The organism is Polynucleobacter sp. Tro8-14-1, assembly GCF_018881655.1.
Classification (GTDB): Bacteria; Pseudomonadota; Gammaproteobacteria; order Burkholderiales; family Burkholderiaceae; genus Polynucleobacter.
Genome location: NZ_JACVPX010000001.1, coordinates 169,493 through 183,746 on the forward strand (window position 1 = coordinate 169,493; position 14,254 = coordinate 183,746).

The 14,254-nt window shown below is 46.0% G+C and carries 18 protein-coding genes; 10 read left to right on the plus strand and 8 right to left on the minus strand.

Annotated elements, in window-relative coordinates:
- Positions 1-127 precede the first annotated feature (127 nt).
- The 9 genes from ICN34_RS00915 to ICN34_RS00955 all read left to right on the plus strand — a co-directional run bounded on the left by ICN34_RS00915 (position 128) and on the right by ICN34_RS00955 (position 6,924).
- Positions 128-355, plus strand: a complete 228-nt coding sequence (locus tag ICN34_RS00915; protein ID WP_216120311.1) for a helix-turn-helix domain-containing protein — start codon at positions 128-130, stop codon at positions 353-355.
- 183 nt (positions 356-538) lie between these two features.
- Positions 539-733: a hypothetical protein gene (locus ICN34_RS00920; RefSeq protein WP_216120313.1), complete on the plus strand. Its 195-nt coding sequence runs from the start codon at positions 539-541 to the stop codon at positions 731-733.
- Between the two features lie 214 nt (positions 734-947).
- Complete coding sequence (locus ICN34_RS00925; protein ID WP_216120315.1) at positions 948-1,490, plus strand: DUF2878 domain-containing protein; 543 nt, start codon at positions 948-950, stop codon at positions 1,488-1,490.
- A 114-nt stretch (positions 1,491-1,604) separates the two neighbouring features.
- Positions 1,605-2,690, plus strand: a complete 1,086-nt coding sequence (gene recA / locus ICN34_RS00930; RefSeq protein ID WP_370623815.1) for a recombinase RecA — start codon at positions 1,605-1,607, stop codon at positions 2,688-2,690.
- A 4-nt stretch (positions 2,691-2,694) separates the two neighbouring features.
- A complete protein-coding gene (recX, locus tag ICN34_RS00935; protein WP_072582758.1) occupies positions 2,695-3,216 on the plus strand; it encodes a recombination regulator RecX in 522 nt (173 codons plus the stop codon).
- Between the two features lie 188 nt (positions 3,217-3,404).
- Entirely contained in the window at positions 3,405-4,574 is a 1,170-nt protein-coding gene (sucC, locus tag ICN34_RS00940) for an ADP-forming succinate--CoA ligase subunit beta (protein ID WP_011903667.1), read from the plus strand.
- Between the two features lie 15 nt (positions 4,575-4,589).
- Entirely contained in the window at positions 4,590-5,483 is an 894-nt protein-coding gene (gene sucD / locus ICN34_RS00945) for a succinate--CoA ligase subunit alpha (protein WP_072582760.1), read from the plus strand.
- 90 nt (positions 5,484-5,573) lie between these two features.
- The gene (locus ICN34_RS00950; RefSeq protein WP_072582761.1) at positions 5,574-6,275 is read left to right on the plus strand and encodes a TerC family protein; all 702 of its coding nucleotides are present in this window, start codon (positions 5,574-5,576) and stop codon (positions 6,273-6,275) included.
- A gap of 127 nt (positions 6,276-6,402) precedes the next feature.
- Positions 6,403-6,924: a pilin gene (locus ICN34_RS00955; RefSeq protein WP_216120317.1), complete on the plus strand. Its 522-nt coding sequence runs from the start codon at positions 6,403-6,405 to the stop codon at positions 6,922-6,924.
- Between the two features lie 35 nt (positions 6,925-6,959).
- Here the strand turns inward: ICN34_RS00955 and ICN34_RS00960 are convergent, their stop codons facing one another.
- The 3 genes from ICN34_RS00960 to moaC are packed head-to-tail and all read right to left on the minus strand — an operon-like array spanning position 6,960 to position 9,141.
- On the minus strand, positions 6,960-8,195 hold the full coding sequence (locus tag ICN34_RS00960) for a DUF3443 family protein (protein WP_216120319.1): 1,236 nt from the start codon (positions 8,193-8,195) through the stop codon (positions 6,960-6,962).
- Positions 8,192-8,641 carry a DUF2844 domain-containing protein gene (locus tag ICN34_RS00965; RefSeq protein WP_216120321.1) on the minus strand — a complete coding sequence of 150 codons (450 nt, stop codon included), beginning with the start codon at positions 8,639-8,641 and terminating at the stop codon, positions 8,192-8,194. Before ICN34_RS00965 ends, ICN34_RS00960 begins: the two co-directional genes overlap by 4 nt.
- A 20-nt stretch (positions 8,642-8,661) precedes the next feature.
- Positions 8,662-9,141: a cyclic pyranopterin monophosphate synthase MoaC gene (moaC, locus tag ICN34_RS00970; RefSeq protein WP_216120323.1), complete on the minus strand. Its 480-nt coding sequence runs from the start codon at positions 9,139-9,141 to the stop codon at positions 8,662-8,664.
- A 23-nt stretch (positions 9,142-9,164) separates the two neighbouring features.
- Between moaC and ICN34_RS00975 the strand changes: the two genes are divergently transcribed.
- The gene (locus ICN34_RS00975) at positions 9,165-10,865 is read left to right on the plus strand and encodes a M48 family metalloprotease (RefSeq protein WP_216120325.1); all 1,701 of its coding nucleotides are present in this window, start codon (positions 9,165-9,167) and stop codon (positions 10,863-10,865) included.
- Here ICN34_RS00975 and ICN34_RS00980 read toward each other — a convergent pair.
- The 5 genes from ICN34_RS00980 to ICN34_RS01000 are packed head-to-tail and all read right to left on the minus strand — an operon-like array spanning position 10,862 to position 14,174.
- Entirely contained in the window at positions 10,862-11,482 is a 621-nt protein-coding gene (locus ICN34_RS00980) for a DUF2946 family protein (protein WP_216120327.1), read from the minus strand. The two genes, ICN34_RS00975 and ICN34_RS00980, sit on opposite strands and share 4 nt — an antisense overlap.
- Positions 11,483-11,487: 5 nt before the next feature.
- Positions 11,488-11,922, minus strand: a complete 435-nt coding sequence (locus ICN34_RS00985; protein ID WP_216120329.1) for a nuclear transport factor 2 family protein — start codon at positions 11,920-11,922, stop codon at positions 11,488-11,490.
- 17 nt (positions 11,923-11,939) lie between these two features.
- Positions 11,940-12,980: a lipopolysaccharide heptosyltransferase II gene (waaF, locus tag ICN34_RS00990; RefSeq protein ID WP_216120331.1), complete on the minus strand. Its 1,041-nt coding sequence runs from the start codon at positions 12,978-12,980 to the stop codon at positions 11,940-11,942.
- Positions 12,981-13,026: 46 nt separating this feature from the next.
- Entirely contained in the window at positions 13,027-13,215 is a 189-nt protein-coding gene (locus ICN34_RS00995; RefSeq protein ID WP_072582777.1) for a zinc-finger domain-containing protein, read from the minus strand.
- 35 nt (positions 13,216-13,250) lie between these two features.
- Positions 13,251-14,174, minus strand: a complete 924-nt coding sequence (locus ICN34_RS01000; RefSeq protein ID WP_072582778.1) for a branched-chain amino acid transaminase — start codon at positions 14,172-14,174, stop codon at positions 13,251-13,253.
- Positions 14,175-14,254: the final 80 nt, after the last annotated feature.

Below are 14,254 nucleotides of genomic sequence, written 5' to 3' on the forward strand. Positions count from 1 at the left end.
CTATTTGACAACCTTGTTGTGCTCGATTTAGATAGTGGATATCTTCTAGATATGTATCTAATTCCTACTATAGTGGGAAGACTTATGGGAGTCAAAAACCAACAATTCCCCCTCAACAGGGGAAAAGATGGAAGTTTCAGCAGCTTTTGGGGTTGTAATAAGAAGGCTGAGAATTGCTAAAGGACTGACGCAAGAGCAATTAGGTTTTGAAGCAGGCCTCAGGCGCACATTCGTTAGTTCTTTAGAGCTAGGTCAAAAAGAGCCTTCGCTAACAACGATTTTCAAATTGTCTAGTGCGCTTAAATTTGATGTTGCTGAGTTACTTAGGTTGGTTGAAAAAGAGCTCGCTCAATAAGGCTCATTTGGCATCCATTGGCTAGCTTGATGAAATGCTTGAGAGCATATTTCTCTATTGGGTTTCCGAACAACTGTTCTATATAACCAAATGGCTATGCGACAGTTTTGAAATCATTTCCGAACAGCGTTGTTGAATCGACACTTATGCCTTTTAGGGGTAACCTTAAAGCAGGGAGGTGTTATGCCTAAAAAAATGAGTTTTGAAGATGCTAAGGCTGCATGGCTGAAAGAATTTGTTAAGGGAAGAAGCTGGGCTCAGATGATGGATGATCGTGATGCCGAGATGGATGCCAAGGCTATTGCGTCAATGACTCCTGAATACCTTGCTATCTGGAAAAGGGCAGCCAAAGAGACTGAAGCTGAAAATAATCAGTGATAATGGGGTCGCAAATAAACAACGCCTCAAAAACCCAGTTTTAGAGGGGGGACATTGAGGATTGTGAGTAACTTTGTGAGTAATAAATTAAGGGGTGAGTTAAGACAGTCATATAAATCAATGGGTTATAAGCTCAATATGAATGTCTGATTCGCCACCAAATCTAAAGGCCATTGCCCCTCGGCAGTGGCCTTTTTCTTAGGTTGCTAGGTATATGGCTAAATTTTGGAACTTTGTTATTTTCCAGCTTGGTTGGTTTGCCTGTGTATTGGGCGCAGCCAATAAAGACGTGCTTTGGGCGGTAGTTGCTACCCTAGCCTATATTGCTTTCCACGCCTGGCGTTCACCTTCTCCCAAAACAGAAATCAGTCTTTTATTGAAAGCCTTTGTTTTTGGTTTGGTGGCCGATACTCTCATCATGCATCTGGGCTACCTGGATTTTCGGAATGATTGGCCTTCACCGTATTTATCGCCTCTCTGGATGTGGGTCTTGTGGGTTTTGGTGGCAACCACCATTAATGGCTCCTTGACCTGGTTGCGCGGCAGACCTGTTTTAGGGGCTATTTTAGGTGGCATTGCTGGTCCGATGTCCTATGAGGCTGGTATTCGCATGGGGGCCGGATCCTGGGTTCCTGGTAGCGAAGTCACTGGATTTATCCTGGTAGGGGTGGTTTGGGCCTTCGCTATACCCCTCTTTTTCTATTGGGACCGAGTCAATCAAGTGCAGCCTAGTCAAAAATCCGTAAATTCAGTTTAAAAGACGCTTGCAAAGACCACTGTTTTTATATACAGTAACTCCTAAGTTGTTACACAGTAGATAAAACTTCGGGAAAAAGCCCAGTACATAGCGAAAAGGGAATAAAAAATGGCCTTGGATAACAAAAAGCAATCAGCCTCTTCAGAATTTGAAGGAATGAGCGGAGACAAGCAAAAAGCATTAACTGCAGCACTGGCACAAATTGAGAAACAGTTTGGCAAAGGCTCAATCATGAGATTGGGCGATGCTGAGATTAGCCAAGACATTCAGGTGGTGTCTAGCGGTTCACTCGGATTAGATATTGCTCTTGGAGTTGGTGGTCTTGCGCGTGGTCGCGTGATTGAAATCTACGGCCCAGAATCTTCTGGCAAAACGACTTTGACATTACATGCGATTGCAGAAATGCAAAAGCTTGGCGGCACTTGCGCATTTATTGACGCAGAGCACGCTTTAGATGTGCAGTACGCATCACGTCTTGGCGTGGATGTAAATAATCTGTTGATCTCTCAACCGGACACTGGTGAACAAGCATTAGAAATTGCAGATGCATTAGTTCGCTCAGGTTCTATTGATTTAATCGTCATCGACTCGGTTGCTGCTTTGGTTCCAAGGGCTGAGATCGAAGGCGATATGGGTGACTCCTTACCAGGCTTGCAAGCCCGTTTGATGAGCCAGGCTTTGCGTAAATTGACTGGTGCTATCAAGCGCACCAACACTACTGTGATCTTCATTAACCAGATTCGCATGAAGATTGGTGTGATGTTTGGTTCTCCAGAAACCACTACTGGTGGTAATGCGCTGAAGTTCTACGCCTCTATGCGTTTAGATATCCGTCGTATTGGCAGTATCAAAAAAGGCGATGAGGTTGTTGGTAATGAAACCCGTGTGAAGGTTGTGAAGAACAAAGTTTCTCCTCCATTCCGCGAAGCAATTTTTGACATCATGTATGGTGCTGGTATTTCTAGAGAAGGTGAAATTATTGATATGGGTGTCGAAGCTGACCTCGTTGAAAAGTCAGGCTCTTGGTATAGCTATAACGGTGATCGCATTGGTCAAGGTAAAGACAATGTGCGCGAGTTCTTAAAAGAGAACCCAGCCATTGCCAAAGATATCGAAGCAAGAATTCGCGAGAAATTGGGCGTTAAATCTGGTTCAGCAGTAGTAACGGATGTGCTGAGCGAGGAAGAAGAAGTCGAATAATTCAATGCAAGAGTTAAGCAGTAATCAGAAGGTCAAACAAAGCCCGAGTCTCAAAGCTCGGGCTTTGCGCCTTTTGTCGCAGCGAGAATACAGTCGCAAAGGCTTAGCTGCAAAGTTGGCAGAATCAGAAGCGAGATGGGGCAAGTTAGGCGGCGAGCAGGCTGAGCAAACGCCTGAATCCAGAGATTCTCAGATTGAAGCGGTTTTGGACGACTTTGAGGCAAGAGGTTGGTTGTCTGATGAGCGTTTTGCTGAGGCGCTGGTTCGCCGCCGCAGTGAGCGCTACGGGATGAGGAAGATTGCTGATGAGCTCGATAGGGCTGGAGTGGACGCCAAAAAGTCCGCTGCACTCCTTGGGGTCTTAAAAGAGACCGAGTTTCAGCGTGCCTTTGATCTCTGGACCAGGAAATACGGTGTGCGCGCTCAGGACCAAAAGGAGCGAGCTAGGCAGTATCGCTTCTTGGCATCGAAGGGTTTTGGCTCCGAAGTGGTGGCAAAAGTGATTGGCGGACAGAGTCCGGATTAGGGCAATTACGGATCCGCAGAGGCTATTTGCGGCATTGCAGCATGCTAGACTAATGGAGTCGGTCAAGCCGTTCGCATTTATTCAAATTTGGCTAATTTAGCTATTTCTAGAGTAAGTATGAGATCAAGGCAACATCGGTTTAACTAATCCTCATCGCTTGCTAAAAAAGATACCGTTTCGGAGTAATTATGAAAATTCACGAGTACCAAGGCAAAGAACTTCTTCGCCAATTTAATGTGCCAGTTCCTAACGGCATTCCTGCATTCAGTGTTGATGAGGCGGTGAAAGCTGCTGAAAAACTCGGTGGCCCTGTATGGGTTGTAAAGGCCCAGATTCATGCTGGTGGTCGTGGTAAAGGCGGCGGCGTGAAATTGGCAAGAAGCATGGATGAAGTGAAAAAATATGCTTCTGAAATTTTGGGCATGCAGCTCAAGACACATCAAACTGGGCCAGAAGGTCAAAAAGTAAATCGCCTTCTCATTGAAGATGGCGCTGACATTAAAAAAGAGTACTACTTCAGTATCGTTACAGACCGCGGAACACAGAAGAATGTGATCATGGCTTCTAGCGAAGGTGGTATGGATATTGAGGAAGTCGCTGAATCACATCCAGAAAAAATTATTAAAGTATTTGTTGACCCGATGGTTGGTTTGACTGATGCTGATTGCGATATCGTTGCTAAAGGCATCGGTGTCCCTGAAGCCTCTATTCCAATGGCTCGCGATGTATTTAAGAATTTGTACAAGACTTACTGGGATACCGATGCTTCATTGGTAGAAATCAACCCATTGATTCTTGAAGGTAACGGCAAGATCAAGGCTTTGGACGCGAAGTTCAACTTTGATCCAAACGCATTGTTCCGTCATCCAGAAATCGTGGCTTACCGCGATATCGATGAAGAAGATGCTGCTGAAATCGAAGCCTCTAAATTTGACCTCGCTTACATCTCATTGGACGGCAATATTGGTTGTTTAGTGAACGGTGCAGGCTTGGCGATGGCTACTATGGACACCATTAAGTTGTTCGGTGGCGAGCCAGCAAACTTCTTGGACGTTGGTGGTGGTGCGACAGCAGAGAAAGTAACCGAAGCATTCAAGATCATGTTGAAGAACAAGAGCGTTGAAGCAATTTTGGTAAACATCTTCGGCGGCATTATGCGTTGCGACGTAATTGCTGACGGCGTTGTTACTGCATGTAAAGCAGTTAACCTCACAGTGCCTTTGGTTGTGCGTATGAAGGGTACAAACGAAGAGCTAGGCAAGAAGATTCTTGCAGACTCTGGTTTGCCAATTATTAGCGCCGATTCAATGGCTGAAGCTGCTACCAAGGTAGTTGCTGCTGTTGCCAAAAACAAATAATCCAGGAATTTCAATATGTCTATTTTGATCAATAAAAACACCAAAGTCATTACACAAGGTATTACTGGTAAGACCGGTCAGTTCCATACTGAAAAATGTCAGGAATACGCAAACGGCAAAAACTGTTTTGTTGCTGGTGTAAATCCTAAAAAAGCGGGCGAGTCTATTTTCAATATTCCTATTTATGGAACTGTAAAAGAGGCTGCTCAGCAAACGGGTGCAACGACTTCTGTTATCTATGTTCCGCCTCCTGGTGCTGCAGCTGCGATTTGGGAAGCTGTTGAAGCTGACCTTGACTTCGTAATCTGTATTACTGAAGGCATTCCAGTGCGCGACATGCTTGAAGTGCGTAACAAGATGCATGCTAAAGAAGCTGCTGGTGGCAAGAAGACTTTATTGCTTGGCCCTAACTGCCCAGGCATCATCACTCCAGATGAGCTGAAGATCGGCATCATGCCCGGCCATATTCATAAGAAGGGTCGCATTGGCGTTGTTAGCCGTTCCGGTACCTTGACTTACGAGGCGGTTGGTCAGTTGACAGCCATTGGCTTAGGTCAGTCCACAGCAGTTGGTATCGGTGGCGACCCAATCAATGGTCTGAAGCACATCGACATCATGAGAATGTTCAATGAAGATCCAGAAACAGATGCTGTGATCATGATTGGTGAAATCGGCGGTCCAGACGAAGCAGAGGCTGCTCGCTGGTGCAAAGACAATATGAAGAAGCCAGTAGTTGGCTTTATTGCCGGCGTAACAGCGCCTCCAGGCAAGCGTATGGGTCACGCAGGTGCCTTGATCTCAGGCGGTGCTGATACTGCAGATGCTAAGCTTGCCGTTATGGAAGAGTGTGGTTTCAAGGTAACCAAGAACCCTTCAGAAATGGCTGCTTTGCTAAAGGCAATGTTGTAATTGGTAATGAGAAAAAGGATGCTGATTAAACAGCATCCTTTTTTGTTGTATCAGTAGTTAAAACATAAAAATAACGCAGGGAGACAACTCATGGATTTTTCAGTATTTTCAGGCCCTGCATTTTGGGCTGCACTTTTGTCAATCATTGTTGCCAACATCTTGTTATCTGGTGATAACGCAGTAGTGATTGCATTAGCATCACGCAATCTGCCAGCAAATCAACAAAAGAAAGCGATTTTTTGGGGTAGCGCAGCAGCCATTATTTTACGTGTTGTTTTGACGATCACTGCGGTACAACTCCTCAGCCTTCCTTATCTAAAAATCGTTGGCGCTATTTTGCTGGTCTACATTGGCGTGCAATTATTGGCTGATAGCGATGATGAGGCTGAGATGGATGGTCACTCCAATATTTGGGGTGCGATACGCACAATATTGGTAGCGGACTTAGTGATGAGTTTGGACAACGTTATTGCTGTAGCTGCCGCTGCTCAAAAGGGTCCTGAAGAAACTCGTTTAGCCCTTTTAATCATTGGTCTTGGCCTGTCTATTCCATTGATCATCTTTGGTAGCACCATGCTTTTAAAGGTGATGGATCGTTTCCCGGTCATCATTACTTTGGGCGCTGGATTATTGGGTCTATTGGCTGGTGGTATGTTGGTGGAAGATCCGGCGATCAAGGATTCCATTCAAGGCGCGATGGAAGATGCTCATATGATTTTTGAGGGTATTGGAGTCGCTATTGTGATCTTGCTAGGCACCTATTTGAAGAAAAAGAATCAAGCTAACGCATAAGCTTCTTCAACCTTCTTCTGAATCAGAAAAGCCAGCGATAAAAGCTGGCTTTTTTTACGACTAAGTTTCTTGAGGATTAAAGGCTTAGACTGGATGATGAGGCATTTGACCTCGGGAGCTAGAAAATATGCAGATTAAAGACATTCAAGATATTCAAAATTCAGAAAACGATCCAGAAACAGGCTTTACCTTGATTGAGGTGATGGTGGTGGTAGCCATTATTGGCATTTTGGTTGCGGTAGCCGTTCCTCAGTATCAAGACTACATTGCTCGAAGCAGGGTTGTGGAAGGTATGAATTTATCCTCTAGCGCTAAGCTTGCTGTGACAGAGGCTTTTGCAAGTCGCGGCACAGTGCCCATGGATGATGCAACAAATGGGGCTTTTACTTTTACGGCAACACGTAGCGTCAAGTTAATTGAGATCACACCCTCGGGCGCAATTACGATTGACTATCAAGTCAGTGTGGCGCCTGAAGGAAAAAATACACTTCATCTAGTGCCAACTAACGAGCCTGATGCGAATTCTCCAAAGCCTATAGATCTATCTAAGCCGGAGGGGGCAACTTGGGCGGGTGGTTGGTCATGTAGGTCTACGGAGACTAATTTGATTTCTCAGTTATTGCCTTCGGAATGCAGAATAGGTAAATAATCAACTAAATAAAATGCCGCTCATGAAGCGGTTTTTTATTTATAGCCATAGTAAGGCCCTGTACCAGCATTGGCGCTGGATTTTCCGGAAATTCCAAAGAACACTGTCTTGCCGAAGAAAAATGGCAGACCCCAATCGAATTGACCTTGTTGGGTGCCAGCCAAATTCGAGTAAGCATAGTTACTAGAAGCAAATAAAGTATCTGCATTAGCGACTGAGAAGTTAATAGTGCCGGTCACATTATTTCTGAGTGGCACTGAAGCGGTATAGTTTTGCGTAGAGCTGGGGCAGTAAAAGCCGGCGCTTAAACTGCATGCTTTCAGGACAGTGCTTTGACTGCCGGCTGGGAAGAAAAGTCCATTACTTCCGCTGTCAATAAAGCTTCTACTAAAGCTAAGCCCGTTAAAAGTAGTGGTGAATAAACCAATGCTATTGGTTGGGATGATGCTTGCTCCACTTGAGGAGTTATTGCTCTGAGTATCCACGCCAAAGTACAAAGTCCCTGTGGCTGAGCTTGCTCCCTCAGGGCTAATGGCGGGGGTTTGCATTACCAGGCCATTATTATTTGCAGCAAATGCTGCCACAGGATTTTTGACTTGTAAGCTAGCGGTTTGAGTGATGGCTGTGCAGGTAGCATTCTGAGTGCCGCTGCAGGAGAAATAGTCTTGATTATCTGAAATAAGTAAGGACACACCCAAAATGCCGTTTGCTTTGAGGGTAGTCGTATCCTGTAATGGAGGCAAACCATTGCAATAGCTATTTGGGGCGCTTAGATAGTCGGAGTCACCGATTACTTGAATGGGTATAGCGCTTGCGACCTCCGAACTCATTTTGATATCAGCGGTTTTGACTGGTCCCCATGTAAGTCCAGATAAAAAAGATGCGCACTCTAGAACTGGTAAGTTGTTGTTTGTTTGTGTATTGAGTTGTAGAGATCCCAGCGCTGATGACAGTACCCTTAACCCGCTAGATCCCGTATCTAGAATAATATTTCCGACAGTTTGGCATTGAGTGGTACCTGGTTGACAGATGGTCACACTGACATAAGGAATATTAACGCTGTTGCCAGAACTTTTTTGCACGCTAAAACTAATTGCGTTCGGAGCGATATTGCTGCTTATATAGTCAGGTATAGGAACTGGAGTATCGGGAGTGGGGGTGTTGCTCGAGGTGCTTGAGCTGCTTGATCCGCCGCCTCCGCCGCCACAGGCAAAGAGCGTCAAGACCAATAGATAGATGCAAACCCCTTTGAAAAAATATTGGGTTTTCATTGGGGTAGATTGTTTACGGTGAAGCCAGTAGGGGCTTGCTTAGGCAGAAAAGCAAAGCCCTGAAATGCACCCATCATCCCTGTCGACTGAATGACAAGAGAGTCACTGCTGCTGTAAATGGAGCGACGGGATTGCTGGGCAGCAGATAAATAATTGCCATAGTAGCTCCCGAAAATAGCTTGAATATTTGGGAGGGTTGGACCGCTCCAGCTGATTGCAAAAACAATGCCACTAGGTGATACATATTCCTGAAAGCTAGTTCCAGAAGCGAGGGTTTGGGTATACAGCGAATAACCGTTTTGCTGTGTAGAGGTCAGCTCTGAATTAAATTGTTTTTGCTCTGCCAATATAGAAGCAGTAGTGCCGCCTAATTCTGCAAAACAGACTCCCGGTAGAACGAGCCCTAAAAAGAAAAGGCTAGTAAAAACATATTTTTGGCATTTCATAAAACCTTCTTTTGTAAGCTTTACTTCTCGGACTTCCACTCCCCACTCTTGCCACCACTTTTCTCGAGTAGCTTGACATCACCCATCACCATGCCTCGGTCTACGGCTTTGCACATATCGTAGATTGTGAGGAGAGCAACTTGGACTGCAGTGAGCGCTTCCATTTCTACACCGGTTGGTCCTGTGGTTTCTGCTCTGACTTGGCAGTAAATGCTGTTTTCACTTGGATTAGTTTGGAACTCCAGGCTAACGTGAGTTAGCGCCAGCGGATGGCATAGAGGAATGAGATCTGATGTTCTTTTGGATGCCTGAATACCTGCAATTCTGGCGATTCCTAAAACATCACCCTTTTTGTGGGTACCAGCATCTACCATTTTGAAGGTCTCGGGAAGCATGGTGATCTTGCCCGTAGCGACGGCTATACGGTGGGTATTCGGTTTATCGCCAACGTTTACCATATGGGCTTGCCCGCTGGCATCAAAATGAGTTAGTTTGTTCATGGGATAAGTTTTACCATATAGAGATGCAAGACATAAAGTCAGTTCCAAAAACCTCTTTTTTGCGCCGTGCTTTGGCTGTTCAGCTGATGTTGGGGTTGGCTTGCTCTGGGTTTCCTGCATATGCAGCTACCCCTGCTGGAGATGTGTCAGTGGAGGGTAATTCAGCCGCTATTCAGAATATCGGTAGGGCAATGCAGTCACCCGATGCACGTCCCGCTAATGCGCCTACACGTAGCACTATGCAAAGTCAGCCCACTATTGTTTTGCCTGATATGGGCGATCCAGGTGGCGATGCCTTAAGTCGAGTGGACGAGCGTAAGTATGGCGAAATGATCATGCGCCAGATTCGTCCAGATCCTGATTATTCAAATGATTTGCCGCTCTACGATTTTTTAAATCAGATGGAGCGTCGCTTATTACAAGCCGCTAAAAAGTTACAACTTGGTGGTGCCAACGAGCAGGGCAGTGGCGCATATAACTTTGAAGTATTTGCTGTTAAAGACAGCAGTATTAATGCGTTTGCATTGCCTGGTGGATTTATTGGCTTTCATACGGGTTTAATTGTGAGTGCTGAATCCGATTCTGAAGTTGCTTCTGTAATGGGTCATGAAACAGGTCACGTTTTGCAGCGCCATTTAGCGCGTCAAATGGATAAGCAAACTACCAATATGATGATTGCGATTGCCGGTATGGTGCTTGGTGCTCTGGCGATGTCTCGCAACCCGCAGGCCGGAGCTGGTTTGATGCAGGGTGGGCAAGCAGTGGCAGTGAATAATCAGCTCTCCTATTCGAGGGATGCAGAGCGCGAGGCTGATCGGGTTGGCTTTCAGATATTGGACGCCAGTGGATACGACGTCAATGGTGCGCCAGGATTTTTCCAGCGCCTGCAAAAAGCCACCGGAATTATGGATAAAGGGGTGCCCTCTTATGTACGCACCCATCCTTTAACAACCGACCGCATCGCAGATATGCAAGATAGGGCGCGTACCGTTGCAGCCCGTAGTGTTCCTACATCAGTAGAGTTTTATTTCATCAAGGCTCGTGCGCGCATGGAGCAAGCTGGAACCTCCAGTGGAATGTATGACTTAAAAAACACCTTTGAGAGCTTGAGTAAACAGCAGCCGATTGGAAAACAATTAGAAGGTTTTTATGGGCTAGCCTTGATAGCGCAGCGCCAAGGAAAAATAGACCAAGCAGAGGCTGATTTGCAGCAAGCACGCAATCTAGCTCAGAAGGCAAGTGCCCCAGGGTCGCCTATTCAAAGACAGAGCCTATCGCTGGATATCACCGCCTCTGAACTTGCTCTAGCAAAAGGCAAGGGAGAGGAGGCATTACAAATAGCCCAAGCGACTTTGCGCACCTATCCTCAGTCATATGCTGCTGGTGCCGCCATGATTAATGCGGATTTAAAACTCGGCCGCACCAATGATGCGATTACTTGGTTAAAAGCGCGCACAAGAGCACAGCCTAACGAAGTGGTGTGGTGGGACCTGCTATCTAAATCCTATGATCAAGCTGGCAATATCCCTATGCGCCATTACGCACTCGGGGAAAAATATGCCTTAGAGGGTGCTTGGCCTTCGGCAATTGAACAACTCCGTATTGCTAGATCAGCAGGTGGCGCTGATTTTTATCAGGGCTCGAGCATTGATGCCCGTTTACGAGAAATGCAGCGTCAATACCAAGATGAGCTCAAGGAGCAGGGCAAGCAGATGCCTGGCTAAGGTTGTGGCTGCGCTATATAGTTAAAGCGAGAGGCTAGCTCTTCGGAGTGAATGGGGTCTAGAGGCAGTTGTTTGTCTTGCCATGTCCAGGAGCCACCAAAGCTGCAAGTCTCTTCACGCAGCTTGGCTAGCTCAGAAAAATGATCAAGATCGTGATCGTGTAACAGGGCAACTGTTTGACTATCTCTTTTAACAAATTGATTGTTGTCATTTTTATTCCTGCTATAAATCGTTTGATTTACTGTGCCAACAATATAAATATTGCCTTTCTCATCGCTTAGAGCAGCAGTGGGCTCCATGGTTTGATGGCATTGATTAGTGAGATGCGTTCCGGCGTCACTTGGAATAATTCGTACTATCCAAGGGGTCGCATCTAAGGTAATAAAAACGCGTTGCGGGCCATTCTGGAAAAAGTATCTACCGCTCTCATCGCAAGCATAGTTACGCTCAATGAAATCATTAAGTGCAGCATGTTGAATTACTTGCCCTGGGAGATTATTTTGTTGTGCGAACTCATCCCGCATGCGCCATTGGCCGCGGCGATCTAATGCAAGCCAGCCATAGCAATCAGGTACATTGGGCCACTTCATGAGTGACCGAAGCACTTGATCATCCATGATGTTTAGTGCAAGCCGTGGGGCGTAGAGGGAGCGTCGAAAGTTTCTTCGGTGGAGTGACTGGCATGTAAATGCGCGATGCGCCAGCCTTGACTGTCTTGTAGAAGCACGAGTGTGATATTCAGAAAAAATTCTGCTTCTATTTGATCAGCCCTCAGATGAACTGCTTCAGTAGTGTCGTATACCGCAGCACCTAAAACAGAATGACTAATGCAAGCAATGGGCTCTAAGAATAAAGGTTGCTTTGCGAGCAGTCTCTCTAGGCCCTCACGAATTTCTGCGTGACCTGTTAGGCGATGACCTTCTGGCAGAACGCAGGTAATAGAGTCATCATCCAGCCAAATATCCAGAGCACCTTGAATATCGCGATGACCTAATGCATCTCGCCATGCTTCGACAACATCATCCGCATTGTGAAAGAGTCTGGCAAGTTTGGTCATGGCTTACTGTTCCTGGGTTATGGCTGCAAGGTATTGAGTGTAGCGAATACTTGTTCTGGCAAGATGTCGTTTAAGCACTTTAAGTGACCCAGTGGGCATTCTCTTTTATGGCATGGACTGCAAGGCAGGTTGAGCCAAATTACCTTAGCTTTATCTGATAAAGGTGGGGTATGGGCTGGGTCGCTTGATCCAAAAATGGCAACTTGAGGGGTTCTGAGGGCTGCCGCAATGTGCATTAAGCCGGAGTCATTGCTGATAACCGCTTTGCCCATGCCAATCAAGGCAATCGCTTCATCTAGTGAAGTATCTCCACACCAGTTATGAATGTGACTATCTTGCTTTGCCTGGGGCTGAATTTCTTGGGCAAGTGCATGGTCGCCTTTGCTACCCAAAAGAATGATCTGACTATGCGGATTGCTGGCAATGAGTTTTTGCGCCAATTGTGCAAAGTGACTTGTGGGCCAACGTTTCGTTGGGCCGTACTCAGCGCCAGGGCACATCACGTAGACGTTAGCTGGATCAACTTTGGCATTGAGTAATTTGGTCTGCACCGATTGATTAGCGGTAGAGGATACATTTAACTTGGGTACGAGATTGCTTCCTGTTGATGCAGATTGCCCTTCATTAAGCAGTTGGCTTAATGCAAGATAGTGCTCGACCATGGGCGGGCGATTTACCTTGCTTGGATTATCTAGTGATAAGTTAATTAAGCCAAAGCGTAATTCACCGCGATAGCCAACCCGAAAAGGAATATTAGCGAGCCAAGGAATGAGTGCTGACTTAAGACTATTGGGTAAAACAAAACAAGCTTGATATTTTTTTATCGCCAGCTCTTTTGCTAGTTGTTTGCGTAAGCCCCACTGCAATTGTTTGTGTTCAAACTTAGCTTCGATGACTTCATGTACTTCAGAGCAAGCGCGATAAATTGGAGCAACCCAAGTGCTGGCGAGTACGTCAATGTTTGCTTCTGGATATTGTTTTTTGAGGGATGCTAATAATGGCTGAGTCATCACAGCGTCCCCAATCCAGTTTGGGGCAATGATCAGAATACCGTGCATGTAATGTATCCCGACTCAGCACCTCAAGAAGAGGTGCTGATAAGGCTTAGTGACCGTGCGGCTCAGTGCCGGGAATGAGTTTGTACTCTGTGCCACAGTATGGACACTTGGCTTCACCGGTCTCAGTGATATCTAGAAAAACGCGTGGATGCGAGTTCCATGCTGGAGTTTTATTGGTGGGGCAATGTAAAGGTAAATCTTTGCCATCCACCATAACCACTTGAGCTTGAGTCATGTGCTGTTTCCTAATTGCTGAAATTACTTAATGTTTTACTTAACGTAAGTGAGCCAAGATTTGTATTGGTCATTTCTTCCGTACACAGCATCAAAATACGTCTTTTGAATTTTTTCAGTGATAGGACCACGCTTGCCATCACCAATAGTGCGGTCATCTAATTCGCGAATAGGAGTTACTTCAGCAGCAGTACCAGTGAAGAAGGCCTCATCAGCGGAATAGACTTCGTCGCGAGTCAGACGTTTTTCACGAACTTCATAGCCAAGATCTTTGGCGATCTGGATAACGGAGTCACGTGTGATGCCATCTAAACATGAGGCTAAATCTGGTGTGTACACAATCCCGTTGCGAACCATAAAGAGGTTTTCACCGGAGCCTTCAGAAACATAACCTTCGGTATCCAGCAACAGAGCTTCGTCGTATCCATTGGCAGTCACTTCTTGGTTAGCCAAAATGGAGTTGATGTAGTAGCCTGATGCCTTGGCACGAACGAGTGAAGAATTGACGAAATGACGTGTAAATGAGGAGGTTTTAACTCGAATACCCTTATTTAGGCCATCTTCACCCAAATAAGCACCCCATTCCCAGGCGGCGATCGAGGTGTGGATGCTGTTGCCTTTGGGGGAGATTCCGAGTTTTTGGGAGCCGATAAAGATAATTGGGCGTATATAGCAGGCTTCGAGCTTATTGCTGTTAACTACGTCAATAATGCCCTTGGTGATCTCTTCTGGGCTGTAAGGCATATTCATTTGGAAGATCTTAGTGCCGTTAAAAAGGCGCTTTACGTGCTCTGGAAGGCGGAAAATCGCGGTTCCCTGGGGGGTTTTATAGGCTCGGATGCCCTCAAATACGCCCATTCCGTAGTGCAGGCTATGGGTTAGCACGTGAATATTGGCCTCGCGCCAAGGAATTAGCTTCCCATCAGTCCAAATAAAGCCATCGCGGTCGGACATCGACATTTTCTTTACCTTTTGTGTCTATTAAGTATCTGTAACAGCGGTTTAAGCAGAGCACTAGGCTGGCAGTGTTTGGTCTTCCG

Coding starts and splice junctions, on each gene's coding strand:
- ICN34_RS00915 (WP_216120311.1), top strand. CDS start 128: ATGGAAGTTTCAGCAGCTTTTGGGGTTGTAATAAGAAGGCTGAGAATT.
- ICN34_RS00920 (WP_216120313.1), top strand. CDS start 539: ATGCCTAAAAAAATGAGTTTTGAAGATGCTAAGGCTGCATGGCTGAAA.
- ICN34_RS00925 (WP_216120315.1), top strand. CDS start 948: ATGGCTAAATTTTGGAACTTTGTTATTTTCCAGCTTGGTTGGTTTGCC.
- recX (WP_072582758.1), top strand. CDS start 2,695: ATGCAAGAGTTAAGCAGTAATCAGAAGGTCAAACAAAGCCCGAGTCTC.
- sucC (WP_011903667.1), top strand. CDS start 3,405: ATGAAAATTCACGAGTACCAAGGCAAAGAACTTCTTCGCCAATTTAAT.
- sucD (WP_072582760.1), top strand. CDS start 4,590: ATGTCTATTTTGATCAATAAAAACACCAAAGTCATTACACAAGGTATT.
- ICN34_RS00950 (WP_072582761.1), top strand. CDS start 5,574: ATGGATTTTTCAGTATTTTCAGGCCCTGCATTTTGGGCTGCACTTTTG.
- ICN34_RS00955 (WP_216120317.1), top strand. CDS start 6,403: ATGCAGATTAAAGACATTCAAGATATTCAAAATTCAGAAAACGATCCA.
- ICN34_RS00960 (WP_216120319.1), bottom strand. CDS start 8,195: ATGAAAACCCAATATTTTTTCAAAGGGGTTTGCATCTATCTATTGGTC.
- ICN34_RS00965 (WP_216120321.1), bottom strand. CDS start 8,641: ATGAAATGCCAAAAATATGTTTTTACTAGCCTTTTCTTTTTAGGGCTC.
- moaC (WP_216120323.1), bottom strand. CDS start 9,141: ATGAACAAACTAACTCATTTTGATGCCAGCGGGCAAGCCCATATGGTA.
- ICN34_RS00975 (WP_216120325.1), top strand. CDS start 9,165: ATGCAAGACATAAAGTCAGTTCCAAAAACCTCTTTTTTGCGCCGTGCT.
- ICN34_RS00980 (WP_216120327.1), bottom strand. CDS start 11,482: ATGGATGATCAAGTGCTTCGGTCACTCATGAAGTGGCCCAATGTACCT.
- ICN34_RS00985 (WP_216120329.1), bottom strand. CDS start 11,922: ATGACCAAACTTGCCAGACTCTTTCACAATGCGGATGATGTTGTCGAA.
- waaF (WP_216120331.1), bottom strand. CDS start 12,980: ATGCACGGTATTCTGATCATTGCCCCAAACTGGATTGGGGACGCTGTG.
- ICN34_RS00995 (WP_072582777.1), bottom strand. CDS start 13,215: ATGACTCAAGCTCAAGTGGTTATGGTGGATGGCAAAGATTTACCTTTA.
- ICN34_RS01000 (WP_072582778.1), bottom strand. CDS start 14,174: ATGTCGATGTCCGACCGCGATGGCTTTATTTGGACTGATGGGAAGCTA.